Here is a 24,960-nt window from a genome sequence, read left to right on the forward strand (position 1 = left end):
GAAGACATCGTCCGCCGAGAGACCTTCGAGGATTACGGCGAGGTGCTGTAATGGTACGATAGGGAGGGTCGTAAGGCTCGCATTCGCGGCTCGGCGTAGGCTTCATCGGCGAACGCCCGCAGGCTCTCGGGTCTGAACTTTTGCACGTGGTAGTAGAAGCCGTCGACCGCGTGCCGCATGCGAAGCAGTCCTCGCACGCAGCCTCGATGCACGGGATGGGCGACACCCGGATTTTTTGAACCTGCACAATGGCGGCTTTCTGGTCTCGAAGGATATCTCCGAGGTGCTTTGTGTCGATTCACACCGCCCCTCGAGCAACACTTCCTGCTCCTGCTGCCACGACCGCGGGCCGCCGCCCGGATCTGGTCGCCTTCGACCTCTGTCTCGGTGCCTTGCATCTGGCCTTCGAACAGGTTGAGCGTCGCCGCGTGAGAAGTTGCGTGATGTGCTCGCGGAGGCCGACCCGGGGCCGGGGCCGGGGCCGGCGGGCGTTATGGATCGACGCGGGCCAGCAAGATCTCGACGCTGGAGAAGGTCTCGCAGCCCTCGGGCGAGGTCTCGAAGACCAGCTCGGGCTGGACGACATAACGCGCGCCGAGCCCGGCGATCCGCCGGGTGCCGTCATAGACGAGGGGCGGTGCCGACATCGCCTCGCTGATGCGTGCGGCGGAGCGCGTGGTGGTGATGCAGGAATTGGAGCTCGATTCGCAGCCGGCGTCGTCGGCGACGGCGAGGTCGAGCGGGCAGCTCAGGAGGCTCGATGCGGTTGACAATGGCGACGAGGATCGCTTCGGTGGCGGCGGCGCGCAGCACCAGGGTTTCGCTGTGGCGCCGTTCGGGCAGCCTAGTCGTTGAACGCGTAGCGCAGGCGCATCTGTCGCCGGTGCAGACCGGGAAGAACAGAGCCGGTCGGTGACAGTGAGCGTGAGCTCGTGAGCCTCGGCGGCGTCGTCGGTGCAGCGCAGGGTGATGGCGACGGCGGTGGTCTGCTCGTCGATGGCGGTGGCGACGCAGGGCACGTCGACCTCGACCTCGGCGTGGGAGCAGTCGTCGTACACGAGCTCGGGCCAGGTCTCGTAGGTCAGCTCGATGGCGCCGCCCGCGTCCTCGGAGTTGATACATTGCGCGGCGTTGGTGGCGACGGCGATGCCCTCAGGTGGGGCGTGAGGCAGACGCTGGGCGCGTCGGGGCCGGTGGTGGGCTCGGTGGTGCTGGCGGGTGCATCGCTGGTCGCGCTGGTGTCGCTGGTATCGCTGGTGTCCGCGGGGGTCGGGCCGCAGGCGGTCACGGCGAGGGCGAGGGCGAGGCGACGGGGGAGCATCGTGCGACGATATCGTATCGCTGGCGCTCAGGGGTCGGCGTCGTGCGGGGCGGCGCCGAAGCGGTCGCTGAAGGCGGCGAGCAGGCGGGCCACCCAGGCTGACAACGGCCCCGATCGAGCCGAGGCCGTTGCCATGGTTTTGCCATGGATAAGGGAACGAGGATCCAGCGGCGCGAGCGCTACGGCATGGTGAACGAGCCCAGCCACGCCGCCAACGCGGGCCCCGCCGAACACCATGTAGTCGCGGGACTCGGCCTCGCCGAACGGGGAGATCAGCCCGGCGGAGGATGACTCCGCCACAGTGCCGCCGCAAGGCCGGCTACGAGCCTCAGCGCTGATGCGCCGTGTGGCACGCCGGCATCGATGAAAACTGCGGGCGGAAGTCGACGTGCCGCCAGTCCTCGCCGCAAGCTGCACGCGGCGGCCGAACGCGCGAACTCGACGGCCCGTCGATCGGCGGCGCCGAGCCGAGCAAGAACCCATGCGTCGATCGCCCAGGCGAGCTCGGCATGGCGGCGCTCATCGGCTGCAATGGTGAGCATGGCAGTACGGATCGCCGGGTTCCTGGCATGTGCCGCCTGGTGCGCCGCGGACAGGGCCGCCCAGGTTTCACGAACGCAGCCCTCGACTGCGTTCTCGATCGCCAGGGCCCGCAAGCCGCGAGTAGGCATCGGATGGACCCGCGGACGCCGCCAGGCACCGCGACGGGCTCGGACGAGCCGATCGACGGCGATGGTGTGGCGGCGCTCGTCGGCGGCCGCCCTGCGCACGCGGCGAAGCAGCGAGGCCGGCGCGCCGTGATCGGTGAGCTCGCTGTGAAGGGCGTCGAAAGCGTGAACGGAGCCTGCCTCGTCGTGGGCTGCGCGCGCGAGCCAGGCCGTCAGCGGGTCGGCGCCCATTCCCTCGCCCGACGAGCGTAGGCACGCGTGGCGGCGGCCGTCGCAGCCGGTCGTCCAGGTGCACACGACGTGGACCTCATCGGGCGGTGCGTCGTCGGCGAGGGTGCAGTAGAGGCCCCAGGTGTCGGCGGCGGTGTAGTGCTGGCACAGTGCGGCGCAGAGCTCGTCGTTTAGGTCACCGCCGGTCGGTTCCACCCCGAATGTCGTCGCGTCGGTCCCGGTCGTGACGGTCGTTGACGACGATCCACCATCCCCGGTGGTGGTGTCGGTTGATGACGACGAGGCGGCGTCCCCCGTCGTGGTGTCGGTCATCGGCGACGTCGAGCTGTCGATGCCGGACGTGGCTGTCGTCGTCGAAGTTGAGCCGCCGTCTCCGCTAGTCGTCGGCGGGCCCTCACCCTGCTGCCACAACGCGTAGTCCGCTGCCGAGAGCAAGACATCCGCGGATGCGTGGTCGCACGAACAGCCGCCATTGCACCCGTACGTCTGCTCCTCATCCGAGCCCGGAGTGTCCTTTGCGCATCCGGCGAGCAGCGCCGTGAACAAGCCTGCGAGTCGGTACCGTGGTCCCGCGGCGAGCGTGCTTCGGGGGGTGGGCATTCCACACTGTAGCGGGCGGACGGCGGGTGGTCCACGCCGTTCTGGCACGGGTGGACCACCCCGCTCGCCGCCGGGGGCGCCAGCGACCGATCTGGAATGCCTTTCACTCGGAACACTGATTTTGCGGCGCAGCTTGCGATTCGTTCGGCGATCAAACGAGACATTGGTGAAATCGTACGCATGCTCGGTTCAGACGGCATTAAGGTGAGCGGAGCTCTGTTCCGCAGTAGTGGACGCCGTGCCCTGATCAATTCAAGGTGCGATCACCACGCTGATGGGCCAGCCAGCCGTCGATGGCCGCGTACACCACCGCAATATCTTCCTCGCTGCGGCCGTTCCGGCGCATCCAGTCCTCGAACGGTCGCTCTCCGGCGGCCATCCGCGCGAGACAATCGAGGACGTCCAGTTCAGTAGGGAATCCAGCGTGGAGTTGGCGCGCAACAGGAGCCGGGATGACTCCACTGCCAGCCAGGCGGAAGAGCTGCGGGCGATGCTGCTCGACGAGAGCATCGAACGCAGCGATGAGCTCCGCCTGATGATCGGTAGAGAGCCGCCGCTCTCTCGCCTGATCACCCAGGCGCATCCTGGCATGGGGGACACTGCCCGTGCGTAGCCATGTACGCAGGTCGTCCACCGAGCTTCCGACCCATTGATGCGGATCGGTCTCGGGACGTCGAGCGTGTAAGAGAATGTCCTCGACAGAAATTCTCGCCACGTGGGACCCTCCAGATGCTCGATCAGCGACATGGCGACGATGTATCCGATGCAGCCGGCGTTGGCAATGGTGTGGACGCGGGATCGGCACGTCGGTCCGTCCATTCGTTAACCCACCTGTCTCGTTCACGCTGAGCCAATACACCGAGCTGGGGATCGATGACCATGTGTACTTCGGCGCCGCCGAACTTGCCCCGGCCGACGTGTCAGGTTCGCTGACCTGTCCTTCAGGGCAGGGCGACGGCGAGGGGGGCGAGGCTCTCGGCGGTGGTGCCGTCGCCGAGCTGGCCGCGCTGGTTGCTGCCCCAGCACATGACGCGGCCGCCGCTGCGGAGGGCGCAGGCGTGGTCGACGCCGGCGGCGAGGCGGAGCACGTCGGCGATGGCCTGGCCGGCGACGGGGACCTTGGCGCCGGTGCGTGAGCCGTTGCCGAGCTGGCCGCTGGTGTTGTTACCCCAGCACATGACGCGGCCGGGGCCGGCGGCGCAGCTGAAGGCGCGGCCGGAGCCGAGGGCGGTGGCGCCGGAGAGGTCCTTGACGGGGACGCGGGTCGACCAGTTGCTGGTGATGTTGGCGCCGAGCTGGCCGAGGTCGCCTTTCCCCCAGCAGGCGATCGCGCCGGTCGATCGGCGGGCGCAGGTGTGGTCGTCGCCGGCGGCGAGCTCGACGGCGTCGTCGACCTTCTGCACGCCGGTGGGGCTCGGCATCTCGGAGTAGCCGACGGTGTGGCCGCTGCCGACCTGGCCGAAATAGTTGCCGCCCCAGCACATGATCCGGCGGCCGGCCAGGAGGGCGCAGCTGTGGGTGGTGCCGAGCGAGAGCTGGGTGACGGGGCCGAGGTTGCCGGCGACGCCGACGGGGCGGGCGCTGTCGTCCTTCTTGCCGTTGCCGAGCTGGTAGGTGGCGTTCTTTCCCCAGCACAGGACCGGGCCCGAGCGGCGGGCGGCGCAGCTGTGTTCGCCGCCGGCGGCGATGAGGACGGCGTCGGCGATGCCGTCGACCGTGGTTGGTTTGTTGCGCATGGTCTTGCTGCCGTCGCCGAGCTGGCCGCTGCCGTTCTGGCCCCAACAGGAGACCTGGCCGCTGCTGCGGCGGGCGCAGACGTGGCCGTCGCCGGCGGCGACCTGGACGGCGTCGCTGATGCCGGGGACCGGCTGGGCCAGAGATCGGTCGGCGAGGGTGCCGTCGCCGAGCTGACCGAGGCCGCCGGCGCCCCAGCACTGGACGGTGCCGGCCGCGACGGCGCAGGAGAAGGCGTTGCCGCTGCTGAGGTCGGTGGCGTCGGTGAGGTTGCGGACGGTGCCGGCCTGGCCGTCGTCGCCGCCGCCGGGGAGCAGGCCGGCCCCGAGCGCGCCGGCGTCGTTGCTGCCCCAGCACTGCACGCCGCCGGTGTGGGTGAGGGCGCAGGTGTGGCGGGCGCCGGCGGCGAGGCCGATCGCGTCGGGGAGGCCGCGCACGGGGGCGCCGGTGTTGCGGCTGTCGCGGGTGCCGTCGCCGAGCTGGCCGCGCTCGTTGTGACCCCAGCACAGCAGGTTGCCCTTGCTGCGGGCGCAGGTGTGGCCGCCGCCGGCGCTGAGCTCGGCGACCTTGTCGACGCCAGCGACGGCGACGGGGGTCTTGCCGAAGCCGCTGCCCCAGCACATCACGGTGCCGGCGCGGCGCAGGGCGCAGCTGTGGTCGCCGCCGGACACGAGGATCGTGGCGTCGGCGAGGCCGCTGACGGGGGCGGGCGCGCTGTGCTTGCTGGCGCCGTCACCGAGCTGTCCCTCGGGACCTGTCCCGAAGCACAGGACCTTGCCGGCCCGGGTGCGGGCGCAGGTGTGCTGCGCGCCGGGGGCGACCTCGATGATGTCCGTGAGGCCCGGTACCTGGGTCGGCGTGACCCAGGCGGTGCGGACCTCGTTGCCGAGCTGACCGCCGCGGTTGTCGCCCCAGCAGACCACGCCGCCGCTGCGGCGCAGGGCGCAGGTGTGGTCGTCGCCGGCGCGCAGGTCGGTGGCGTCGTTGATACCGCGGACGACCACCGGCATGGCGCTGCGCGAGCCGGGTCGACCCTGGCCGTCGCCGAGCTGGCCGTGGACGTTGCTGCCCCAGCACACGACCTGGCCGTCGCGGGTGCGGGCGCAGCTGTGGCTGGTGCCGAGGGCCAGCTGCACGGCGTCGGCGAGGCCGCGGACGCCGACGGGCTTGGGGCTGTCGCGGAGGTTGCCGTCGCCGAGCTCGCCGCTGCTGCCGCGGCCCCAGCAGTCGACGCTGCCGTTCTCGCTGCGGGCACAGGCATGATCGCCGCCGGCGGCGATCTCGACGGGGGGGCCGAAGGGGCTGACCTGGGTGCCCGTGCCGGGGCCGGGCTTGGTGGCGGTGCCGGTGCTGCCGGTCGGTTTGCTCGGGGTGGTGCCGGTCTTGGTCGGGGTGTGCGTGCCGTAGCCGCGGGGGCCCTCGTCGCAGGCGGCGAGCGCGAGCAGGGGGAGGGCGAGCAGGAGCTTACGGGCGGGCATCGAGCAGCAGTATGTGGGTGGCGCGCATTGGACTGCAATGCTCGTGCTGGGCTCGGGCTGGGCTCGTGCTGGGCTCGGGTGGGCGACGCGGGGCGAGGCTGCCTGGGCCGGGGAGGGGGCCGACGGACTGTGGGGCCCTGCGACGCGGGTCCTCCCGGGGCACGTGCTCGCCGCCCATCTGTCCCGATGGACAGGTTGATTTCACCGACCCTGGGGTCGCGGGGACGGGCGGCCGAGGGGCGTCTGCGCGCGAGCCCCGGGTCCTCCCGCTGCGCCCTCGCCGTCGGCCCCTTGTCCCCGGGCGGACAGCGTCGGCGCCCCGCTCGGTGCGGGCGTGGTGTGGCACGCGCGAGTGCTTGTCGGTCGTGGGGCCCCCGCTCACCGGCCCAGGCAGCCTCGCCCCGCGTGCTCGGTCGGCGAGGATCGGGAGCGGCAGTTGGGGCGGGGGCCTTAAAAGGTCGCGGCCCGAAGCGGGAAGCTTCAGGCCGGTCGACGATCTGCTTGCTGTCGGGGCGAGAGGATTCGAACCTCCGACCCCCTGGTCCCGAACCAGGTGCGCTACCAGACTGCGCTACGCCCCGAGGAGGAGGGTGTTTATAGGAGCCCCGGGCGCTTGTCAAAGGCTTTTCGCTGCCATCTGGCTGCGGGTGCGATGGGGCGTTAGGCTGCACGCCGCGATGAAGCCGTCGGACGCAGATCTCGGCGATACGACGGGTGTGCCCGAGTCGCCGGGCGTGAAGGCCACGCGATCGTCGGGGCCGCCGCTGCACACCTCGGGCGCGTCGATCGATCCGCTGGCGATGACCGGCACGAGCTCGGGTCAGGCGACGGCGCGGGTGGGTCGGCCGGGCTTCGACGTCGACGCCGAGCTGGCGCGCGCGCAGCTCGAGACGCGGCTCTACGGGGCCGGGCGCGGCGAGGGCGGGCCGCGGATCGGGAAGTATCAGATCCTCGATCACCTCGGGCGCGGCGGGATGGGCTCGGTGTACACGGTCTACAACCCGGACCTCGATCGCAAGAGCGTGATCAAGCTGGTCCGGCCCGATCGATCGAGCCCGGACAGCCGGCGGCGGCTGCTGCGGGAGGCCCGACTGACGGCGACGCTGTCGCATCCGAACGTGGTCCAGATCCACGACTCGGGCGAGTACCTCGACGAGATCTACGTGGTGATGGAGTTCATCGCCGGGGTCGACCTCGACGCGTGGCGGCGGCAAGGGCCGCACGCGTGGCCGGAGGTGCTGGCGGTGTATCGCCAGGCGGGGCTCGGGCTGGCGGCCGCGCACGCGCAGGGGGTCGTGCACCGCGACTTCACGCCGCGCAACGCGATGCTCGGCGAGGATGGGCGGGTGCGGGTCCTCGACTTCGGGCTGGCGCACGCGCGGCGCGATGCGGGCGAGGTGATCGACGGTGCGCCGGGGTCTGGCGGACCACGGCCCGCTGCGGTGGCGGTGAGCGACGCGATGTCGGAGCCGGGGTCGGGGGACAGCTTGACGGCGACGGGGGCGATCGTCGGCACGCCGCGCTACATGTCGCCCGAGCAGTTGCGGAGCGTGCCGACCGACGGGCGCAGCGATCAGTTCAGCTTCTGCGTCGCGCTGTGGGAGGCGCTGCTCGGGCACCTGCCGTTCATGGGCGCCGATCTGTTCGAGTACAACGAGGCGGCGCTGGCCGGGGACATCCGGCCGCCGGAGGATCTGCGGGGGGTGCCGCGGCGGGTGTTGAAGGCGCTGCGGCGCGGGCTGGCGCCGCGGGCGGACGATCGCTTCGCGGACATGCACGCGCTGCTGGCGGAGCTCGACGTGCGGCCGCTGCGGCCGTGGATCGGGCTCGCGGGGGTGGCGGGGGCGCTGGCGCTGGTCGGGCTGTGGTTCCTCGCCCTGCCGGCGACGCCAGTGTCGCCGCGCGAGCAGTGTGCGAGCGAGTTGGCGGACGAGCTGCCGGTGACGTGGTCGGCGCTGCCCGGGCCGATCGCGGGGCGACTGGGGGAGTTCGCGGACCGCTGGCGGGCGGCGCGGGTCGAGCTGTGCGCGGCGGGTGTGGCGGGCGGGCTGCCGGCGCCGGCGCTGCGGCGCGGGCTGCGTTGCCTGGCGCAGCAGCGGGCGGTGTTCGACCTGGTGGTCGATCGGGTGACGGCTGGCGATGCGCTCGAGCTCGACCTCGGGGCGCTGCCGGACAGCGATCGGGTGGCGGCGTGCACCGATCCGCTGCGCCTCGCCGACGGGGCCGCGCCGCCGTCGCCCGCGGCGCGCGAGGCGGTGAGCCGGGTCGAGGCGGACCTGGCCCGCGCCGAGACGGCGCTGATCCTCGGGCGCTACGCCGAGAGTGAGGCGATCGCCGCGAGCGCGGTGCGGCGGGTCCGGGAGATCGGTCATGCGCCGACGCTGGCGGCGGCGCTGTACCAGCTGGCCCGCGCCGAGACCTACGGGCCGAACGCGGACGCGGCCGAGGCGACGTTGCGCGAGGCGGCGGGGCTGGCCGAGCGGCACGACCTGCACGACCTCGCGGCGGACATTTATCTGCGCCTGGTGCGGGTGGCGATGGCCCACGGGCAGCGCAGCGCCGACGGCAGCGTGGTTCGCGGTCCTCGGCTACAAGCTGGCGCGGCTCGACGAGCGTCGCGGTCGGCGCTGGGCGGAGGGGCTCGAGTACCTCGGGGCGATCGCCCTCGACGCGCGTGAGCTGGCGACCGCCGAGAGTCTGTTCGAGCGGGGCGCGGCGGCCGAGGAGGGGGCCGGGCCGCTGCGTCGCGGCCTGGTCGAGCTGCGGCTCGGGCGGGTGCAGCGGCTGCGTGGCGATGCGGCGGGGGCGGCCGGGCGCTTCGCGCGGGGGCTCGCGCTGGCGGAGGAGGAGCTCGGGCCGGAGCACCCGCAGCTGGTGCAGTTCCTGGTCAACCTCGGCGAGGTGCAGCTCGAGCTGCGCGAGCTGGAGGCGGCGGAGGCGACGATCGGGCGCGGGCTGGCGATCTCTACGGGCGGGGCGGGCGGGGCGGGGCGCGGCGTGTACCGGCCGCAGCTGCTGCTCGCGGCGGCGCAGGTCGCCGAGCTGCGGGGCGACATGGCGGGCGCGGGGGCGCTGGCGCGGCAGGCCCGGGCCTTGCTGCGCGACCGGGCCCTGCCGGCCGATGTCCGCAGCTACCGCGGGGCGGTGCTCGACCTGGTGGCCCGGGCCGCGTTCGCGGCGGGCGACGCGACGGCGGCGCTGGACGCCTACAGCGAGCTGCTCGCGGTGCCGGAGGGGCACCTGTCCCGAGAGGCAGCTCGCTTGCTGATCGCGTACCGCAACGCGGCCGGGCTGGCGGTGACGCGCGAGCAGCCGGCGCTGGCGCTGCGCTTCGTGGCCGCGGCGGTGCCCCTGCTGGGCGAGCCGGGGCTGGCGGAGGCGGCCGGCGAGGCGCTGCGGGTCGATCTGGCGGCCCGCGAGGGGGAGGCCTTGCTGGCCCTGGGGCGGCCGGCGGCGGCGGTCCTGGTCGCCGAGCGCGCGCTCGAGCGCTGGGACCCGCAGGGCCGGCGGGAGGACGCCTCCACCGCCGACCTGCACCTGCTGTGCTTCGAGGCGCTGAAGCAGCGGGCGCCGACGCAGGCGCTGCCGCACGCGCGGGCGGCCCTGCGATACTTCGCGAACGAGGCGTCGCTGCGCGAGATCACGGAGATCCTCGAGACATGGTTGCGCCGCTACCCGGGACCCTCGCGCTGAGCGAGGCCACCAGAAGGACCGAGACATGCCAGACCTGCTCACTGCATCCACGAATAGCTGCGATGACCCGAAGACCCCGCTGGTCGAGCTGTGTAGCGCGATCCGGCGGCCGAGGCCGTTGACGGGGAGCGTCGGCGGCGGCGGCGGCTCGGGTGGCAGCGGCCACATGCCGAACCCCGAGGAGCTGGTGGCCAAGGCGCTCGAGCACGTGTGGGACGCGCTGTCGGATCAGATCCAGACCCTGCGGGCCGAGAACCGCAGCTTGCAGGAGAAGATGGACGCGATGCAGCACAGCTTCGGCAGCGAGCTGGCGGCGGCGCGCAAGGTCGCCGAGCGCCAGCGCTGAGCGTGACGGGTCGCCGCGGCGGCGCGACGCGAGGCCCTGGGATGAGGGGGCCGGCGTGCGCCGCCGCGGGATGTTGGCCTCGCTGGTTCACGCGGCGGCGCGGCGCGGGCGGGCGATCCGGAGATCGGGGCGCCCGCGCTCGAGCATGAAGCGCCACAGCGGCTTGTCGCTCTTGGCCCGGTTGCACGGGCCGCAGCTGGGCACCAGGTTGTCCGGGTGGTTGCTGCCGCCGCGCGAGCGCGGGACCACGTGGTCCCGCGTCACCTCGCGCTTGCACAGGCGCGCGCCGCAGTAGGTGCAGAGCGTGCGCACGTGCCAGAGGTAGTGGCGGAACTCGCTGGTGAAGCAGACATCGAGGCGGTCGTGGATAACGTCGGCGACGGAGGTCTTCTTGTAGCGTGCGGTCTCCCGGAGCCGGCCCAGACGCCCGTCGCCCTTGCCCTGGCGCAGGCCCATCTTGCGCAGATGGCGTGCCAGGTAGAACTCGGGGCCGCGCTCCGGGCGGGGCGTGAGGGTGTCGTATTCGTGTTTCAGCTTGACGTACATGACGGCGCCTCCTTTCGGCTTGGAACGGGTGGTCGGTGGATCAATCGCGGTAGGTCAGGGTGCTCCACTGCGGGACGGCGACCGGGCCGCCGCGGCGCAGCTCGACCTGGGCCTCGACCTCCATGTCGCCGCCGGCCAGGCGCACGCGGTCGCCGGTGCGGATGCACAGCTCGCGCAGGCGGGCCGGGGAGAGGGGGATGCAGTGGTCCTCGGTGCGGACCGTGATATCGGCGTGGATCGTGCGCATGACGGCCTCCTTCTCGGCGGAGCGATGGATGAATGGACAGAGATAAAGCGCGCAGAGGGAGTTGAACCCTCGCTTCCTCCGTGGCAGGGAGGCGTGCGGCCACCAGCACCTTGCACGCAGATCGATGGATCGACGGGTGTGGCCGCGACGGGCCAATGCCGCGGCGAATCAGCGCCCACGGATATGTGGGTACTTGCGGAGCTGCGACGGCGGGCCGCGGTCCGACGGAGGGCCGATCGAGCGGGTGTCCCGATGTCGGGGTGCCCCGATGTCGGGGTGCCCCGATGTCGGGGGGCGCTCGCTCGCTCAGCGAGCGGGGCTCATTCGCTGCGGAGGTCGGGGCTGGCCTGCAGGTGATAACCTGTGTGGCCTGGCGCCGTACCTGCGAACCAGCGACCTCGTCCCGACTCGCTCGCATCGTTCGCGGCGAACAGGCCCTTCGCCTGCACTGGGGCGGCGATCGGGAGCTGGGCGCGAAGCGGCATGTCGTGGACGGAAAGCATGGTTCACCTCTTTTACAGGCGGGCAGTGTTCCCGAACGCCGCGCCGCTGTCAAGCACCTGAACGCGACGATTGTACGAATGCGGTGATAATTTTGTGGCCGGTCCGCGGGGCCTGCTTATATGCGCACTTTCGTTCTGATGGGTTTGTTCCGGATCAGGGCGGCGCGATGCGGGCGCGGAGGATGTGGTCGCCGAGGGCGAGGGCGTCCAGGCGATCGGGATGACCGTGCTGGTCTGGGCGCAGGCGGCCGATCCAGGTGTAGCGGCCCTCGAGGTGCGGGGCGCGGGCGTGCATGAAGAAGAACTGGCTGCCGCCGGTGTCCTTGCCGGCGTCGGCGATGCCGACCGCGCCGCGATCGAAGGCGTGGTCGCCGGGCTCGCTCGGGAGCACGAAGCCGGGGCCGCCCCAGCCGTTGCCGTCGGGGTCGCCGCCCTGAAGCACGAAGCCCGGGACGTCGCGGTGGAAGCGGAGGCCGTCGTAGTAGCCGCGGCGGGTGAGGGCGACGATCTCGGCGACGGCCCAGGGCGCGGCGGTGGGGTCGAGGTCGATCTCGAGGTCGCCGACCTCGGTGCTGAGGATCCAGCGGATCGGGGCGCCGGGCAGGCTGCGCGGGTCGAGCGGCGGCGGGGGCAGTGCTGCGGCGGTGGCGATCGAGGCGGCGTTGCCCGGGCCCGGGTCGGGGGCGGTGGCGATCGCGGCGGGGCCCTGGCCCTGGCCCTGGCCGCGGAGCTGCTGCACGCAGGCGCGGGCGGCCTTGCGGACGGCGGGGCTGGCGTGGGCGCGGCTGGCCTCGCAGACGGGGAGACCGGCGGCGACACCGGTGGCCGCGAGGGTGGCGAGGAGGGTGCTGTGCAGCTCGGGCTCGCGGGCGGCGTGGGCGGTGGCGAGGGCGGCGAGGCGCTGCCACAGCGGATCGCTGGCGGCGAGAAGCGATGGCTTGGCGTGGGTCGGTGGCTTGTCGTGCGGTGCGGCGATCACATCGGCGGCCGATCCGACGACGCCGAGGACCGGGTCGGCGAGGGCGCGCAGCAGCCAGGCGTGGACGATCGTGGTGGTCGCGGGGTCGTGCCACAGCGGGCCGAGAGCGGCGACGGCGGCGAGGCGCAGCTGTGGATCGGTGGCGGTGAGGAGCGCGTCGAGCCGGGCGGCGCGCGCGGGCCAGGGGCCGCCGAAGCCGTGGATCAGCGGGCCGAGCTCGTGGGCCTCGCGCTCGCCGGGGCGCAGCAGCGGGCTCTGGCAGACGAGCGGCGGGCGCCAGCGCGGGTCGTGGGCGAGGCGCGCGGCGAGCTGGCAGTCGATGCGGGCGAGCAGGCGACGACGAGCTTCGCGGCGGGCGTCGTCGAGGTTGGCTGCGTTGGTGGGTGGGTTCGTGGGCGAGTTGTTGTTGGTCGCGGTGGGTGGGCTCGTTGGTGTGTTGTTGTTGGTCGTGGCGGGTGGGTTGATCGGCGAGTTGTTGGTGGTCGTGGTGGTGTTGCGATCGATCGCGGTGCGCAGCTGCTCGAGGGCGTGGCGCTCGCGGATCGAGGGGGCGGTGGTCTCGCTGGCGAGGCACGCGAGGGCGGCGTGGAGCTGGCGGGCGTGGGCGAGGCGCTGGGGCTCGTCCTGCGTGCGGTCGGCGATGCTGCTGCGGGCCCAGGCGAGGACGGCGAGGACGGCGGTCTGGCGATCGGGGGCGATGAGGGCGGCGAGGCGGCGCGGGTCGCTGGCGGCGGCGGGCAGCTCGCGGGTGAGGCAGGCTTGCAGCGGCGGTGTGGCGCTGCGGCGGACCAGGCCGGCGAGGGCGAGGCGCTGGAGCTCGCGGTCGCTGCTGCGGGTGTGGTCCCGCAGGAGGGCGAGGATCGACGGATCGGGGGGCGGCGTGTGCTCGTTGGCGAGGGCGTAGAGGGCGGCGTAGGTGAGCGCGGGGTCGCTGGCCAGGGCGAGGAGGTTGGCGCGGGTCGGGGCGTCGAGCGGGTGCTTGCGGCGACCGAGCACGCCGAGGGCGATCGCGGCGGTGCTGCGCAGGGCCGGGCTCGCGGTCGGGGCGAGGGCGTCGCGCAGGACGGGCAGAGATGCGGGGCCTCCGAGGCGGCCGAGAGCCTCGGCGATGGCGCGGCGCTCGTCGGCGTCGGCGCGCGGCCAGGCGGTGAGGAGGGCGGCGTCGAGGTCGGTGAGCTCGGTGTCGAGGAGGGCGGCGATGCCGAGCGCACGCGCGGCGTGCTCGCGTCGGCGAGGATCGTCGCCGCGGAGCAGGGTGAGCAGGGCGGCGATCGCCGGCGGGTCGCCGACGCGTGCGAGGGCGAGGATAACCGGGCCGGGATCGGGGTCGCCGAGGCGAGCGATGAGGGGGGCGCTGTCGCGGAGCAGCTCGAGCTCGAAGAGGGGGGTCGCGGGGATCGTTGTCGTGGTTGGGGCGGGGCCGGGGGGCGCGGCGGGGACCTGCGGGGGCGCAGCGGGGACCTGCGGGGGCGCGCAGGCGAGCAGGCAGCTCAGGGTCGTGAGGGCGAGGGCCGGGCGCATCGTCGGCGAGTGTACAGAACAATGTTGCGAGGGACTGCGGGCGAGCGAGAGAACAATGTTGCGAGCGGGATGGGTTGCGCGGGGTCGCGGCGGGCGTGCCTGCTAGCGCGGTGCGGGGTGCCTGATAGCGCGGTGGCGGCGGCGGGGCGCGCCTGATAGCGTGGGGGCATGGCGAGGTCGGTGCATATTCTGTCGTTGCTGGACGACAGCGACATCGAGTGGTTGGTGCAGGTCGGGCTGCGCCTGAGCGTGCCGCCGGTGGCTCCGCTGGTGGAGGAGGGGCTGCGCACGCCGTTCCTCTACATCATTCTTTCGGGGGCCTTTCTCGTGACGCAGAGCGCGACGGGGGCGACGGAGCGGTCGCTGTCGGTGATCCAGCGCGGGGAGCTGGTCGGGGAGCTGTCGTATCTCGACGCGCGGCCGCCGTCGGCGACGGTGCGGGCGGCCCGGGCCTCGCAGGTGCTGGCGGTGGCGCGCTCGGAGGTCGCGCGCAGGCTGCAGACGGACGTCGGGTTCGCGGCCCGCTTCTACCGGGCGCTGGGGATCACGGTGGCGATGCGGCTGCGGGCCCTGACGCGCGGCGAGCCGGAGGACGAGCCGGACCTCGAGCAGCTCGGGCTGGTGACGGTGGACGAGCGGCGCTTCGAGGCGATCATGCGCCGGCTGGAGGGGCTCCCAGGCGACGCAGACGCAGCGAGTTGAGCACGACGGTGAGGCTGCTGAGGGCCATCGCCAGGGCGGCGAGGGCGGGGTGGAGCGCGCGCAGGAAGCCCGGGGCGGCGGCGATCGGGTAGAGGGCGCCGGCGGCCACCGGGATCAGGACGAGGTTGTAGATCGAGGCCCACAGCAGGTTCTGGCGGACCACGGCGAGGGTGCGGCGCGACAGCTCCAGGGCCTCGGGCAGGCCGCGGAGGTCGCTGCGCATGAGGGTGAGGTCGGCGGCGTGGATCGCGACCTCGGCGCCGCTGCCCATGGCGACGCCGAGGTCGGCCTGGGCCAGGGCGGGGCCGTCGTTGATGCCGTCGCCGACCATGCCGACCGGGCCGTCCCGCTGGAGCGTGACGATCGCGGCGGCCTTGTCGGCCGGGAGCACGCCGGCGATCACGTCGGCGGCGGGGATGCCGGCCTGGGCGGCGATGGCGATGGCGACCTGGCGGTGGTCGCCGGTCAGCATGAGCACGCGCAGGCCGGCGCGGCGCAGGGTGGCGACGGCCTCGGCGGCCTCGGGGCGCAGGGCGTCGGCCAGGGCGAGCAGGCCGAGCAGGGCGCCGTCGCGGGCCAGCCAGACGAGGGTCTGCGGGGCCTGCAGGGCGGCGGCGGGGAGGGCGAGGAGGGCGGGTGTCGCTTGGGACAGGTGGGTGGCGGTGGCGGTGGATGTCCCGGCGGACAGGTCGGGTGTCGCTTGGGACAGGTGGGTGGCGGCTGTCCCGGGGGACAGGTTTGATGTCTCTTGGGACAGGTTGATCGTGGCGCTGGCGGTGGCTGTCCCGGCGGACAGGTCGGCGGCGAGGGCGGTGAGGGCGGTGGTGTCGACGTGGTTGCTGGTGAGCCAGCGTTCGCTGCCGATGAGGAGGTCGTGGCCGCCGACGCGGGTGCGCAGGCCGTGGCCGCCGACGGCGCGGAGGTTGTCGCTGGCGGGGAGTTCGAGGCCGGCGTCGCGGGCGGCGGTGACGATCGCGCGGGCGAGCGGGTGCTCGCTGCGCTGCTCGGCGGCGGCGGCGAGGCGGAGGAGCTCGCGCGGGTCGACGCCGGGGGCGGGCGCGAGGGCGCTGAGCGTGGGGCGGCCGCGGGTGAGGGTGCCGGTCTTGTCGAGGACGAGGGTGCGCAGGGCCTGGGCTCGCTCGAGCGCGGCCATGTTCTTGAACAGGACGCCGCGGCGGGCGGCGGCGCCGGTGCCGACGACGATCGCGGTCGGGGTGGCGAGGCCGAGGGCGCAGGGGCAGGCGATCACGAGGACGGCGACGGCGCGCAGGAGGGCCGCGCCGGCGCCCTGGTCGGCGAGCAGCCACCACAGCGTGAAGGTGAGGCCGGCGAGGGCGAGGACGACGGGGACGAACACGGCGGCGACGCGGTCGACCAGGCGCTGCACGGGGGCCTTGCTGGCCTGGGCGGCGCGGACGAGGCGGACGATCTGGGCCAGGGCCGTGGCTGCGCCGACGCGGGTGGCCTCGATCTCGAGGGCGCCGTCGCCGTTGACGGTGGCGCCGGTGACGGGGTCGCCGGTGGTCTTGCCGACGGGGCGGCTCTCGCCGGTCAGCATGCTCTCGTCGACCTCGGAGGCGCCGCTGCGGACGACGCCGTCGACCGGGATCGCGGCGCCAGGGGCGACCAACACGGTGTCGCGGACCCGGACCTCTGCGGCGGGGATCTCGAGCTCGTGGCCGTCGCGGCGGACCCGGGCGGTGGCGGGGCGGAGCGCGAGCAGGGCCCGGATCGCGGCGCCGGCCTGGCCGCGGGCGCGGGTCTCGAGCAGGCGGCCGACGCCCACGAGGGTGATGATCGCGGCGGAGGTCTCGAAGTGGACGTGGTGGCCGAGAGCGTGGCTGCCGAGGGACTCGGCGACGACCACCGGGACGCTGGCGAGGAAGGCCACGCCGGCGCCGAGGCTGATCAGGACGTCCATGGTGGCGGCGCGGGCCTTGAGCGCGTGCCAGGCCCCGCGCAGGTGCGGCGCGCCGGTGTAGGCGAGGACCGGCAGGGCGAGCGCCAGCAGGAGCCACAGGAGCCACGGGGCGGCCGTCCAGGCGCCGAGCAGGTCGAAGTCGCGGCCCATACCGAGGACCATCAGCGGGGCGGTGCAGGCGATCCCGACGAGGACGCGGCGGCGCTGACTGGCGAGCTCGGCGGCGCGGGCCAGCAGCTCGGCATCGTCGCCGCCCTCGCTGCCCGCGATCACGCTGTAGCCGGCGGCCTCGACGGCGGCGACCAGCTCACCGCGAGTGACTGTGCCGGGGGTCGCCAGGTGCACGCGGGCGGTCTCACTGGCGAAGTTGACGGCGGCCGCGGCGACGCCGGGGACGCTGGTGAGCGCGCGTTCGACGGTGTTCGCACAGTTGGCGCAGCGCAGCCCGGCGATCGCCAGCTCGAACTCGGGGTCGTCGGCGGCGGGCACGGAGCCGAGCATATCGCCGAGTCGGCGGCGGGGTGAGCGCGGCGTGTGAAATTGCTGGACGTGCTGGTGGGGTCGCGGCGATCGTCACGCCGATGCATCGCATTTCGGTCGCGGCCTTGTTGTTGTTCGCGTGCGGACCCTCGGGCGGCAAGGACCCGTCCTCGACGAGCGAGACCGGCGAGTCCGCGACGGCGACGGGCGGGTCGACGACGGTGACGGGCGGGTCGACGACGATGACGCCGACGAGCGACGGGACCGGCGCGACGAGCGACGGGACCGGCGCGGCGAGCGAGGGGACTGGCGAGACCGCGGGGGTGGATTGCTCGCCGGTCGGGCTGGACGCGTGCCCGGTGACGCAGTGCATCGAGCGCTGGGCCTTCGAGTGCCCGGGCTGCGGTGTGGAGGTTAACCCGGTGACCTGCTTCGAGATCGATGTCGGCTGCGCCTACCCGCTGCAGAATTGTCCGCTGGCGACGCCCTGCGATCGGGTGTGGGGGATGGGCTACGACGCGATCGAGGCGTTCGAGAGCGAGGCGGCGGCGCTGTGCATGTTGACGGCGCTGCGCGACGGGACGCCCGGCAGGTTCGAGGTGCTGTGGGGCGAGATGGGCGACGAGGGCATCAACTACATGCAGGTGTACAGCGGGGGCAAGGGCACGGTGCTGATCGAGTGGGAGGTGGACTGTCAGGGCTGCCCGGAGTCGGGGGCGGTCGGTCGCTCGGGCCAGCTGACCCTTCAGCCAGGTAGCTACTTCGACGACTGTCTGGCGGCGCCGGACACCGCGTCGCTGATCCAGTGCGTGTTTGGCTTCGTCGACTTCGCCGCCGGTCAGCCGCCGCCGGACGCCTACGCGCCGCCGTTCACGACCGGCGAGTGCGCGTCGCTGGATCTGAGCTGCCCGACCTGAGGGTCGCGGGCGCGGGCTCAGGTGCAGTAGTTGCCGTTCATGTTGTTGGGCAGGGCGAGGCCGGTGCAGGCCATGCCGATCGGGCAGTCGGCGACGCCGGTGCACTTGAGGGCGCACACCTTCTGCGCCGGGTTCAGGCTGATCGTCAGGCACTCCTGGACGGCGGGGGCCTTGGGCGCGGGGCCGCAGTCGGCGACCTGGTTGCACAGCAGGGTGCAGTAGCCGTCGATGACCTTCATCGTCATGGCGTCGGTGATCGTGAAGCAGCCGTCGGTGAGGTTGACGTTGCAGGGGGTGTTGTCGAGGCAGGACTCGTAGAGGCCGTCGGCGGGCTGCGGGTCCTTCGGGTCGGGTGGGTCGCCGGTGGTGGTGCTGGGGTCGACGTTGGTGGTGCTGGGGTCGACGCCGGTGGTGGTGCTGGGGTCGACGTTGGTGGTGCTGGGGTCGACGCCGGTGGTGGTGCTGGGGTCGACGCCGGTGGTGGTGACGGGGTCGCTGCTGGTCTCGCCGGGGCCCTGGGTGGTCGCGCTGACCTCACCGGTGGTGACGCCGCCGGTCTCGCCGCCGGTGGCGCTGGGGTCGGAGCTGGCCTGGGTGGGCTGGCTGGCGCTGATGCTGCTGGAGAAGCCGGAGACGTTGGACTTGTCGTCGCCGCAGGCGCTGGCCAGCGAGAGCAGGGAGACGAGCGCGACGGAGCCTCGCAGGCGGTGAGCGGACGATAAGTAGTGCATTGTCAACGACCCTCCGGGGGCGCGCCTGATCTGCGAGCGCCAGCCTCGCTTTGTCTTATCGACAACGCGAGCGCAGCGTCAAGCGGGAACTCGCGGGGCCGGGGCGGGGGCCGGAGCCGGGGCCTTGCGGCGGCGCAGCCACAACTGCCGACAGGCGCGCAGGGCCAGGAGCAAGGCCAGCAGGAAGCAGGCGGCCCGGCCCTGGACCAGCAGCATGCTGGCGAGGCCGGTGCTGCTCGGCATCAGCGGCGGCGTGGCGAACAGGAGGGCGTCCGGGGCGCGACAGAGGACCAGGGCGGCGAGGGTGATGAGGGCCCAGGGGACCAGGGCGGCGCGCAGCAGGGCAGCGTCGCTGCAGTCCCAGCGCCACACGGCGACGCCGGCGAGGACCAGCAGGCCGAGCAGACCGGGGCCGCTGGCGTAGAGCATGGCCTGACCCTGCGGCGGGTAGACGGCGGGGTTGGAGAGCGAGGGCCAGCCGCACTCGGCGGTCACGCCGAGGAGGGCGAGCAGGAGCCAGCCGACGCCGAGGGCGGGCGGGAGCCAGCGCGGGCCGCCGAGCGGCGGTGAGAGCAGGGCGAGGCGGCTGGTCCATGGGACATGGTGCGAACGACCTGTCCTCAGGGACAGGCTGGCGAGGATGATGATGAGGCCGGCGACGGTCCAGCGCAGCGGGCCGGGGCGGGGGATCGTGGCGCCGCGGGCGGGGTCCTGGAGGGCGGCGGCGAGGGGCCGGCCGCGGGCCTCGGGGTGGAGCTCGGCACTGAGGGCGTCGGCGAGGGCGCGGGACAGGTCGACCAGGTGGACCAGCGCGGGCAGGCCGGGGGCCACGGCGCCGCCGAACAGGCAGGCGCGGACGATGCGGATCTCCGGCTCGGCGCCGCCGTGGCCCCCGGCGGCGCGGTGACCGTGATCGGAGAGCACGAGCCAGAGGGTGCCGGGGTCGGAGGGGGCGGCGGTGTGGAGGACGCCGAGGAGGCTGTCGGCCCACGCGGCCGCGGTCGCGTAGTCGAGGGAGGCGGCGCCGCTGCGGTGGCCGGCCTCGTCGACGCGCAGGACGTGGACGAACGCGAGGCGGGCCGGCGAGGTGACGGCGGCGTGGGCGGTGGGGATGAAGTCGTGGGCGCGCCAGTTGGGCAGGTCGTCGGAGGTGGGGTCGTCGCTCGCGTCCCATTGCGGCAGGGCGCGGCTGAAGCCGAAGGCGTGGACGATCTCCGGGTGCGATTCGGCGACGGCGACGCTGTCGACCTGACGCGGGAGCGCGGCGCGGGGCGGCTCGGGGAGGCCGCCGACGTGGTACTGCACGCCCGACTGCTGCTGCGTGCGCCCGGTCCACAGGACGTGCTGCACGGGCAGGGAGACGGTCGGGAAGCCGACGTCGACGTGGAGCTCCTGGCCGCGGGCGCACAGCTCGGAGAGGTGCGGGAGGCCGGCGGCGTGGCTGCGCGAGAGGCCGTCGAGGAGGACGACGCGGACGCGGACGACTGGTTCGACGCCGGCGCCGATCGGGGCGCGCGGCCACACCGGGGCGTCGTCGGCGACGGCGCCGTCGACGAAGAACTGGCGGATGAAGGCGCGACGCCCGGCGCCGATGCCGAGGCCCGCGAGCACGAGCGCGAGCAGCAGGAGGCCGCGGAGCGCGAGGGTGCGGGCGAGGAAGGTCATCCGCGGCGAGGGTAGGCGATCGGGCGCGGGATGTCGCCGCTGCGGGGAGCGCACGCCAGAAGCGGGCAGGCGATCGGGCGCGGGATGCGGGGAGCGCGGGGCGGTGAGACGTTGAGTGCTGGGGTCGGGCGGTGGAGCCGACGGATTCAGCGCTTCTGCGGGTGGGCCTGGAACCACGCGACGGTGGCCGCGACGGCGCGCTCGTGGGGCGTGACCTCGGCGCCGAAGGCTCGCTCGAACTTGGCGTGGCTGAACTGGTAGGGGCGCTCCCACTGGTAGAGGAGCTCGGAGAGCTCGCGCATGACGGGGATGAAGAGGCCGAGGATCTTGAACACGGCGCCGGGGGCCTCGCCGAGCTTCGGGGGCTTGCCGGCGGCCTGGAAGATCAGGGTGAGGAGCTCGCGCTGGGTCAGGGTCGGGGCGCAGGGGAGGTGCCAGACCTGGCCCATGGCCTCCTCGTGGCTGCCGAGGGTGATGAGGCCGCGGGCGAAGTCGTCGAGGTAGATGAACGTGTGGGGCAGGTCGAGCTTGCCCATGACGGCGACCTTCTTGCCGGCGATCGCGGGGTAGAAGACGCGGTCGCCGTAGATGGTTGTGGTGGTAGCGAGCGGGCCGTAGAAGTCGGGGGCGCGGCCGATCGCGGCGCGCAGCTTGCCGGCGGCGTGGGCCTCGAGGAGCATGTTGGACATCTCGGCGCGCAGGCGGCCCTTGCGGGTGGTGGCGGCGTACGGGAGGTCCTCCGTCATCGGGCCGGCGACGGGGCCGTAGGCGTAGACGCTCTCGGCGCTGACGAGGCGGGCGCCCCTGGCCTCGGCGGCGGCCATGACCCCGCGCTGGATCGGCGGGTAGAGCTCGGCCCAGCGGGTGTAGTCGGGGGCGGCGGTGTGGTAGAGGACGGCGGCGCCGTGGGCCGCTTTGGTGGCGGCGGCGGGGTCGGAGGCGTCGGCGCGGACGACCTCGACGCCGGCCGGGGCCTGCAGGTTGCCGCCGCGGCTGACCATTCGGACAGGTAGGTCGCGGGCCACGAGCTGGCGCATGATCGCCTGGCCGAGAGCGGCCGACCCGAACACCACGTGGAGGCCCTGGCTTGTCATCGAGGCTCCCATATCACGATCGCCGGGCGGCCGGCAGCAGGGGCGGGAGGGGCATGTGCGAGCGCGTGCCGTGGCGCCAGGGCCGAGCGAGGTGGGCGCTCGCGTGGGGTGGCCGCTGGACGGCGTTTCTCGGGGGTGTGGGCTCGCAGGCGCGGACTGGCAGCGATCGCGCCCGCGGCTGCGGGGCGGCCGATCTCAGGGGCGGCGCATCAGCAGCGCCGGACATCCCGGATCTCAGCCGCGCCGCATCAGCAGCAAGTACGCCGCGCCGGACACCAGGACCCCCGAGAACCACGCCCCCTGGAACAGGAACAGCGCGCCAGGGATGAGCTTGCCGGCGAGGACGACGGCGACGCCGAGCAGCATCGCGGCGATGGCCTTGAGGTTAAATCCACGGGTATAGCGATAGGGGCCGCGGCTGTCGTAGAGGCCGTCCAGGTCGAGCTGGGTGCGGCGCAATAGCCAATAGTCGGCGAGCAGGACGCCGCTGACGGAGCCGAGCAGGCCGGAGTAGCTGACGAGCCAGCCGATGTACATATCGAGGACCAGCCAGGGGCAGAGCAGGACGCCGAGGACGGCGGCGATGAGGCCGCCGCTGCGGAACGAGACGCGGCGGGGGAAGGCGCTGGCGATCGAGTTGGCGGGGCCGACGACGTTGGCGGCGATGTTGGTGGACAAGGTGGCGACGGCGAGTGTGAACATTGCGACGAAGGCGAGCAGGGGGCTATCGGCGTCGTGGGCCAGGCGGACGACGAGGTCGACGGGGTTCCAGATCGCGTGGCCGTAGAGCAGGACGGTGGCGGAGGTGACGGCGACGCCGATGAAGCTAAACAGCAGCATGGTGGTCGGCAGGCCGTAGAGCTGGCCGAGCAGCTGCTCGCGCTGGTCCTTGCAATAGCGGGTGAAGTCGGGAATGTTGAGCGAGAGGGTGGCCCAGAAGCCGACCATGGCGGTGAGGCCGGGGAGGAACACGTGGATAAACCAGGACAGGCCGCTGTACTCGGATTCAGTGACGAGGCTCGCTGAATGGGCGAGGATCGTGCCGAGGCCGCCAGCGGCGCTGACGGCCCAGCCGAGCAGGGCGAGGCCGACGACGATGAGGAAGGGGGCGGCGAAGTTCTCGAGCCATTTGATTGAGTCGGTGCCGCGCCACACGAACACGACGTTCATGAGCCAGAAGGCGACGAAGCAGATCCAGCTCGGGAGGGTCAGGCTGATGAAGGTCGCGCCGCCGCCGAGGGTGAGCCATCCGGGCCAGAGGATGCCGACCATGGCGGAGATGGCCTCGCCGCCGATGTACGTCTGGATGCCGAACCAGCCGCAGGCGACCAGGGCGCGGGCGAGGCTCGGGACGTGGGCCCCGAACACGCCGAAGGAGGCGCGGGCGAACACGGGGAAGGGGACGCCGTAGCGGGTGCCGGCGTGGCCGCAGAGGATCATCGGCACCAGCACGACGAGGTTGCCGAGCAGGATCGCCAGCATGGCCTGCCACCAATTCATGCCGCTGTCGACCAGCGAGGCGGCCATCATGTAAGTCGGGACGCACACGGCCATGCCGACCCACAGGGCGGCGAGGTGCCAGCGGTTCCAGGTCCGCTCGTCGGGGCGGGTGGGCGCGAGGTCGGGGTTGTGGAGGACCGGGTCGGTGGTCATTGGCGCGCTGCGCTCGTGGTGGAGGACCGGGTCGGTGGTCGGGCACGCTCGTGGTGGCGGACCGGGGATGGTCACGGGCAGTTCTGGACCGGGAGGTCAGTGACCTGCATCGGCTCGCTGGCGGGCACCCAGGGCATGTCTTGCGGGAAGTCGAGGGTGAGGTCGAGGTCGACTGTGTGCGGGCAGCCGAGCATCGGGTCGATGATGAAGTCGACGGTGCCAGCGCCGGCGATCGCGGCGACGCCCATGTTGCCAGGCATGCCGTCGAGGCAACCGGCGACGCCCTGGGTGATGTTGGCGTTCTGGGCGCCCCACTCGGCGGGGGCGACGATCTTGAGGTTGGGGTCGCCTTGCGTGGGGTGGGCGACGTGGAGCGTGGTGCAGCGATCGTTCACCACGTCGGCCTTGTGGATCAGGACGTGGTCGAGGCCGCCGGCGAAGAAGAAGGCGGCGTACTGGGCGTCGAGGTCGACGCCGGTGGTGGTGTCGGTGGTGCTGGTCGTGGTGCTGGTCTCACCGGTGGTGCTGGTCTCACCGGTGGTGGCGTCGCTGGTGGCGGCGTGGGTGGTGATGCTGGCGTGCGTAGTGGCGAGGCCAGTGTCGTGGCCGGTGTCGTGGCCGCTGTCGGTGGTGGTCGACGGGGTGGTGTCGCTCGAGAGCGGGCTGGTCGGGACGTCGCCGGTGTCGTCGGGGGTCGTGGTGACGTCGGTGGCGCCGGCGGTGCTGCTGGTGCCGGCGGTCTCGCCGGTGCTGTCGGCCTTGTCGGGGCCGCAGGCGGCGAGGAGGGGCAGAACCAGGAGAAGGCGAGTCATGAGCCCGGGTGTACGCCGGGCGGCCGCGGGCTGTCCACGGGGCCGACGAAGCAGGACGTCAGGGGCACACGCAGCGGACCTTGTCGCCGCCGTTCGGGACCTTGCCGGTCTGGCCGCAGTCGAGGTCGTAGCGGGCGCCGGTACAGCGTTGGGCGCCCTTCCCGTCGGGGCTGCAGGCGGAGTACATCTCGACGCAGCCGTCGCCGAGGCCGGGGCGCGGGTGGAGGTCGCGGTGGCCGGCGAGCGGAGGGGGCGGGGCGGCGGGCGGTGGAGTTGGTGGGGTTTCGGCGAGCGGGGGTGGGGGTGTCGGAGGCGTCGGTGGGGTTTCGGCGATTGGGGGTGGTGGTGTCGGAGGCGTCGGTGGGGTGGGTGCGGTCGGGGTTGTCGGTGGCGTCGGGGCGGCGGGCTTGGTCGGCTCGGTCGGGGCGGTGCAGGCGAGGAGCAGGGCGCCGAGGAGGAGGAGGCGGTGCATGGTGGGACGATAACCTGGGTGGGAGCGCGGGCGGTGGGGCACGGGCCGGGGTGGGGCCGGCCCTCCGGCGAGCGACGCCTCCGCTAAAGGCAAGGCGGTCGGCGTCGCCGAGAGCCGGCCCCACCCCGGCCCTGAATGGGGTGACGTCGCTGCGCGGTATGTAGCAGCGAATGCGACGGGTTGCACTCGATATGTCGCATTGCTGTGAGCCTCGAAGCGCTCACCGTTCAATGCACTCAAATGGGTCCGGGGCAGTCCTGCGGAGCGTCCGTGTCGGGCGCGCACATTGCTGTCGGGCCCATGTCGCCGCAACAATCGTCGTGGCTGCAGAGGATGCAACTCCATTCGAAGCAGGCCGTGATGCGTCCAATGTGAATGAGTTGTGGTCGCCGTGTGGCACCTTTCGTTCCTGTCCGAAGAGGCAGGTTGCGAGTCTCAGGCCGGGGCGGGCCTCGGCGACGCCGTGATGCATGCAATGTGAATGAGTTGTGGTCGCCGTGTGGCACCTTTCGTTCCTGTCCGAAGAGGCAGGTTACGAGTCTCAGGGCCGGGGCGGGTCCGGCCTCGGCGACGCCGATCGTACCGTCCTTTAGCGGAGGCTTCGCTTGCCGGGGGGCCGACGGGGGGGTCGACCGAGTCAAGGGGC

At 73.0% G+C, this 24,960-nt stretch carries 22 protein-coding genes and 2 tRNA genes; 6 read left to right on the forward strand and 18 right to left on the reverse strand.

What is annotated here, in order from left to right; genetic code table 11:
• Nucleotides 1–491: 491 nt before the first annotated feature.
• Nucleotides 492–773: a hypothetical protein gene (locus tag IPJ59_RS15165; RefSeq protein WP_293272265.1), complete on the reverse strand. Its 282-nt coding sequence runs from the start codon at nucleotides 771–773 to the stop codon at nucleotides 492–494.
• Nucleotides 774–954: 181 nt separating this feature from the next.
• Here IPJ59_RS15165 and IPJ59_RS15170 point away from each other — a divergent pair, with 181 nt between their 5' ends.
• The gene (locus IPJ59_RS15170; RefSeq protein WP_293272266.1) at nucleotides 955–1,080 is read left to right on the forward strand and encodes a hypothetical protein; all 126 of its coding nucleotides are present in this window, start codon (nucleotides 955–957) and stop codon (nucleotides 1,078–1,080) included.
• Between the two features lies 1 nt (nucleotide 1,081).
• Here the strand turns inward: IPJ59_RS15170 and IPJ59_RS15175 are convergent, their stop codons facing one another.
• The 5 genes from IPJ59_RS15175 to IPJ59_RS15195 form a co-directional block, all read right to left on the reverse strand.
• Complete coding sequence (locus tag IPJ59_RS15175; protein ID WP_293272267.1) at nucleotides 1,082–1,321, reverse strand: hypothetical protein; 240 nt, start codon at nucleotides 1,319–1,321, stop codon at nucleotides 1,082–1,084.
• Nucleotides 1,322–1,593: 272 nt separating this feature from the next.
• A complete protein-coding gene (locus tag IPJ59_RS15180) occupies nucleotides 1,594–2,766 on the reverse strand; it encodes a hypothetical protein (protein WP_293272268.1) in 1,173 nt (390 codons plus the stop codon).
• Between the two features lie 301 nt (nucleotides 2,767–3,067).
• Nucleotides 3,068–3,535, reverse strand: coding sequence for a hypothetical protein (locus IPJ59_RS15185; protein WP_293272269.1), 468 nt, complete (start codon nucleotides 3,533–3,535; stop codon nucleotides 3,068–3,070).
• 226 nt (nucleotides 3,536–3,761) lie between these two features.
• The gene (locus tag IPJ59_RS15190; protein WP_293272270.1) at nucleotides 3,762–6,032 is read right to left on the reverse strand and encodes an RCC1 domain-containing protein; all 2,271 of its coding nucleotides are present in this window, start codon (nucleotides 6,030–6,032) and stop codon (nucleotides 3,762–3,764) included.
• A gap of 507 nt (nucleotides 6,033–6,539) precedes the next feature.
• Nucleotides 6,540–6,613 (reverse strand) — tRNA-Pro (locus IPJ59_RS15195).
• A 96-nt stretch (nucleotides 6,614–6,709) separates the two neighbouring features.
• On the opposite strand from IPJ59_RS15195, the gene IPJ59_RS15200 reads away from it, so the two are divergent.
• From IPJ59_RS15200 to IPJ59_RS15210, 3 genes are all read left to right on the forward strand, one after another.
• Nucleotides 6,710–8,710: a serine/threonine-protein kinase gene (locus IPJ59_RS15200; protein ID WP_293272271.1), complete on the forward strand. Its 2,001-nt coding sequence runs from the start codon at nucleotides 6,710–6,712 to the stop codon at nucleotides 8,708–8,710.
• A gap of 97 nt (nucleotides 8,711–8,807) precedes the next feature.
• The gene (locus tag IPJ59_RS15205; protein ID WP_293272272.1) at nucleotides 8,808–9,725 is read left to right on the forward strand and encodes an ATP-binding protein; all 918 of its coding nucleotides are present in this window, start codon (nucleotides 8,808–8,810) and stop codon (nucleotides 9,723–9,725) included.
• Between the two features lie 25 nt (nucleotides 9,726–9,750).
• Entirely contained in the window at nucleotides 9,751–10,071 is a 321-nt protein-coding gene (locus IPJ59_RS15210; RefSeq protein WP_293251908.1) for a hypothetical protein, read from the forward strand.
• A gap of 87 nt (nucleotides 10,072–10,158) precedes the next feature.
• Here the strand turns inward: IPJ59_RS15210 and IPJ59_RS15215 are convergent, their stop codons facing one another.
• From IPJ59_RS15215 to IPJ59_RS15235, 5 genes are all read right to left on the reverse strand, one after another.
• Nucleotides 10,159–10,617, reverse strand: a complete 459-nt coding sequence (locus IPJ59_RS15215; RefSeq protein ID WP_293251910.1) for an HNH endonuclease — start codon at nucleotides 10,615–10,617, stop codon at nucleotides 10,159–10,161.
• A gap of 40 nt (nucleotides 10,618–10,657) precedes the next feature.
• Entirely contained in the window at nucleotides 10,658–10,864 is a 207-nt protein-coding gene (locus tag IPJ59_RS15220) for a hypothetical protein (RefSeq protein WP_293251912.1), read from the reverse strand.
• Between the two features lie 46 nt (nucleotides 10,865–10,910).
• Nucleotides 10,911–10,982, reverse strand: a tRNA-Gly gene (locus IPJ59_RS15225).
• A 202-nt stretch (nucleotides 10,983–11,184) separates the two neighbouring features.
• Nucleotides 11,185–11,367 carry a hypothetical protein gene (locus IPJ59_RS15230; RefSeq protein WP_293251914.1) on the reverse strand — a complete coding sequence of 61 codons (183 nt, stop codon included), beginning with the start codon at nucleotides 11,365–11,367 and terminating at the stop codon, nucleotides 11,185–11,187.
• Between the two features lie 154 nt (nucleotides 11,368–11,521).
• Nucleotides 11,522–13,867: a peptidylprolyl isomerase gene (locus IPJ59_RS15235; protein WP_293272273.1), complete on the reverse strand. Its 2,346-nt coding sequence runs from the start codon at nucleotides 13,865–13,867 to the stop codon at nucleotides 11,522–11,524.
• Between the two features lie 168 nt (nucleotides 13,868–14,035).
• Here IPJ59_RS15235 and IPJ59_RS15240 point away from each other — a divergent pair, with 168 nt between their 5' ends.
• A complete protein-coding gene (locus tag IPJ59_RS15240; protein ID WP_293251918.1) occupies nucleotides 14,036–14,569 on the forward strand; it encodes a cyclic nucleotide-binding domain-containing protein in 534 nt (177 codons plus the stop codon).
• On the opposite strand, the gene IPJ59_RS15245 is transcribed toward IPJ59_RS15240, so the two are convergent.
• Entirely contained in the window at nucleotides 14,520–16,979 is a 2,460-nt protein-coding gene (locus IPJ59_RS15245) for a heavy metal translocating P-type ATPase (RefSeq protein ID WP_293272274.1), read from the reverse strand. The genes IPJ59_RS15240 and IPJ59_RS15245 overlap by 50 nt on opposite strands.
• A 92-nt stretch (nucleotides 16,980–17,071) precedes the next feature.
• Here IPJ59_RS15245 and IPJ59_RS15250 point away from each other — a divergent pair, with 92 nt between their 5' ends.
• Entirely contained in the window at nucleotides 17,072–17,887 is an 816-nt protein-coding gene (locus IPJ59_RS15250) for a hypothetical protein (protein ID WP_293251922.1), read from the forward strand.
• Nucleotides 17,888–17,904: 17 nt separating this feature from the next.
• Here IPJ59_RS15250 and IPJ59_RS15255 read toward each other — a convergent pair whose 3' ends face one another.
• The 6 genes from IPJ59_RS15255 to IPJ59_RS15280 all read right to left on the reverse strand — a co-directional run bounded on the left by IPJ59_RS15255 (nucleotide 17,905) and on the right by IPJ59_RS15280 (nucleotide 24,314).
• Complete coding sequence (locus tag IPJ59_RS15255; protein ID WP_293251924.1) at nucleotides 17,905–18,618, reverse strand: hypothetical protein; 714 nt, start codon at nucleotides 18,616–18,618, stop codon at nucleotides 17,905–17,907.
• Between the two features lie 78 nt (nucleotides 18,619–18,696).
• Nucleotides 18,697–20,283, reverse strand: a complete 1,587-nt coding sequence (locus IPJ59_RS15260; protein WP_293272275.1) for a hypothetical protein — start codon at nucleotides 20,281–20,283, stop codon at nucleotides 18,697–18,699.
• A 146-nt stretch (nucleotides 20,284–20,429) separates the two neighbouring features.
• Nucleotides 20,430–21,377, reverse strand: coding sequence for an NAD-dependent epimerase/dehydratase family protein (locus IPJ59_RS15265; protein WP_293272276.1), 948 nt, complete (start codon nucleotides 21,375–21,377; stop codon nucleotides 20,430–20,432).
• A gap of 234 nt (nucleotides 21,378–21,611) precedes the next feature.
• Entirely contained in the window at nucleotides 21,612–23,105 is a 1,494-nt protein-coding gene (locus IPJ59_RS15270; RefSeq protein ID WP_293272277.1) for an NCS1 family nucleobase:cation symporter-1, read from the reverse strand.
• Nucleotides 23,102–23,842 (reverse strand): hypothetical protein, encoded by a 741-nt coding sequence (locus IPJ59_RS15275; protein WP_293272278.1) that lies wholly within the window; start codon nucleotides 23,840–23,842, stop codon nucleotides 23,102–23,104. The genes IPJ59_RS15270 and IPJ59_RS15275 overlap by 4 nt, the downstream gene beginning before the upstream one ends.
• Before the next feature lie 58 nt (nucleotides 23,843–23,900).
• Entirely contained in the window at nucleotides 23,901–24,314 is a 414-nt protein-coding gene (locus IPJ59_RS15280; protein WP_293272279.1) for a hypothetical protein, read from the reverse strand.
• Nucleotides 24,315–24,960 lie beyond the last annotated feature (646 nt).

Source organism: Nannocystis sp. (assembly GCF_016714285.1).
Classification (GTDB): Bacteria; Myxococcota_A; Polyangia; order Nannocystales; family Nannocystaceae; genus Nannocystis.

Bases quoted from the DNA above. Each gene is read 5' to 3' on its own strand.
- IPJ59_RS15175 (WP_293272267.1), bottom strand. From the start codon at position 1,321: ATGCTCCCCCGTCGCCTCGCCCTCGCCCTCGCCGTGACCGCCTGCGGC.
- IPJ59_RS15190 (WP_293272270.1), bottom strand. From the start codon at position 6,032: ATGCCCGCCCGTAAGCTCCTGCTCGCCCTCCCCCTGCTCGCGCTCGCC.
- IPJ59_RS15200 (WP_293272271.1), top strand. From the start codon at position 6,710: ATGAAGCCGTCGGACGCAGATCTCGGCGATACGACGGGTGTGCCCGAG.
- IPJ59_RS15210 (WP_293251908.1), top strand. From the start codon at position 9,751: ATGCCAGACCTGCTCACTGCATCCACGAATAGCTGCGATGACCCGAAG.
- IPJ59_RS15215 (WP_293251910.1), bottom strand. From the start codon at position 10,617: ATGTACGTCAAGCTGAAACACGAATACGACACCCTCACGCCCCGCCCG.
- IPJ59_RS15220 (WP_293251912.1), bottom strand. From the start codon at position 10,864: ATGCGCACGATCCACGCCGATATCACGGTCCGCACCGAGGACCACTGC.
- IPJ59_RS15230 (WP_293251914.1), bottom strand. From the start codon at position 11,367: ATGCTTTCCGTCCACGACATGCCGCTTCGCGCCCAGCTCCCGATCGCC.
- IPJ59_RS15235 (WP_293272273.1), bottom strand. From the start codon at position 13,867: ATGCGCCCGGCCCTCGCCCTCACGACCCTGAGCTGCCTGCTCGCCTGC.
- IPJ59_RS15240 (WP_293251918.1), top strand. From the start codon at position 14,036: ATGGCGAGGTCGGTGCATATTCTGTCGTTGCTGGACGACAGCGACATC.
- IPJ59_RS15250 (WP_293251922.1), top strand. From the start codon at position 17,072: ATGCATCGCATTTCGGTCGCGGCCTTGTTGTTGTTCGCGTGCGGACCC.
- IPJ59_RS15255 (WP_293251924.1), bottom strand. From the start codon at position 18,618: ATGCACTACTTATCGTCCGCTCACCGCCTGCGAGGCTCCGTCGCGCTC.
- IPJ59_RS15260 (WP_293272275.1), bottom strand. From the start codon at position 20,283: ATGACCTTCCTCGCCCGCACCCTCGCGCTCCGCGGCCTCCTGCTGCTC.
- IPJ59_RS15265 (WP_293272276.1), bottom strand. From the start codon at position 21,377: ATGACAAGCCAGGGCCTCCACGTGGTGTTCGGGTCGGCCGCTCTCGGC.
- IPJ59_RS15275 (WP_293272278.1), bottom strand. From the start codon at position 23,842: ATGACTCGCCTTCTCCTGGTTCTGCCCCTCCTCGCCGCCTGCGGCCCC.
- IPJ59_RS15280 (WP_293272279.1), bottom strand. From the start codon at position 24,314: ATGCACCGCCTCCTCCTCCTCGGCGCCCTGCTCCTCGCCTGCACCGCC.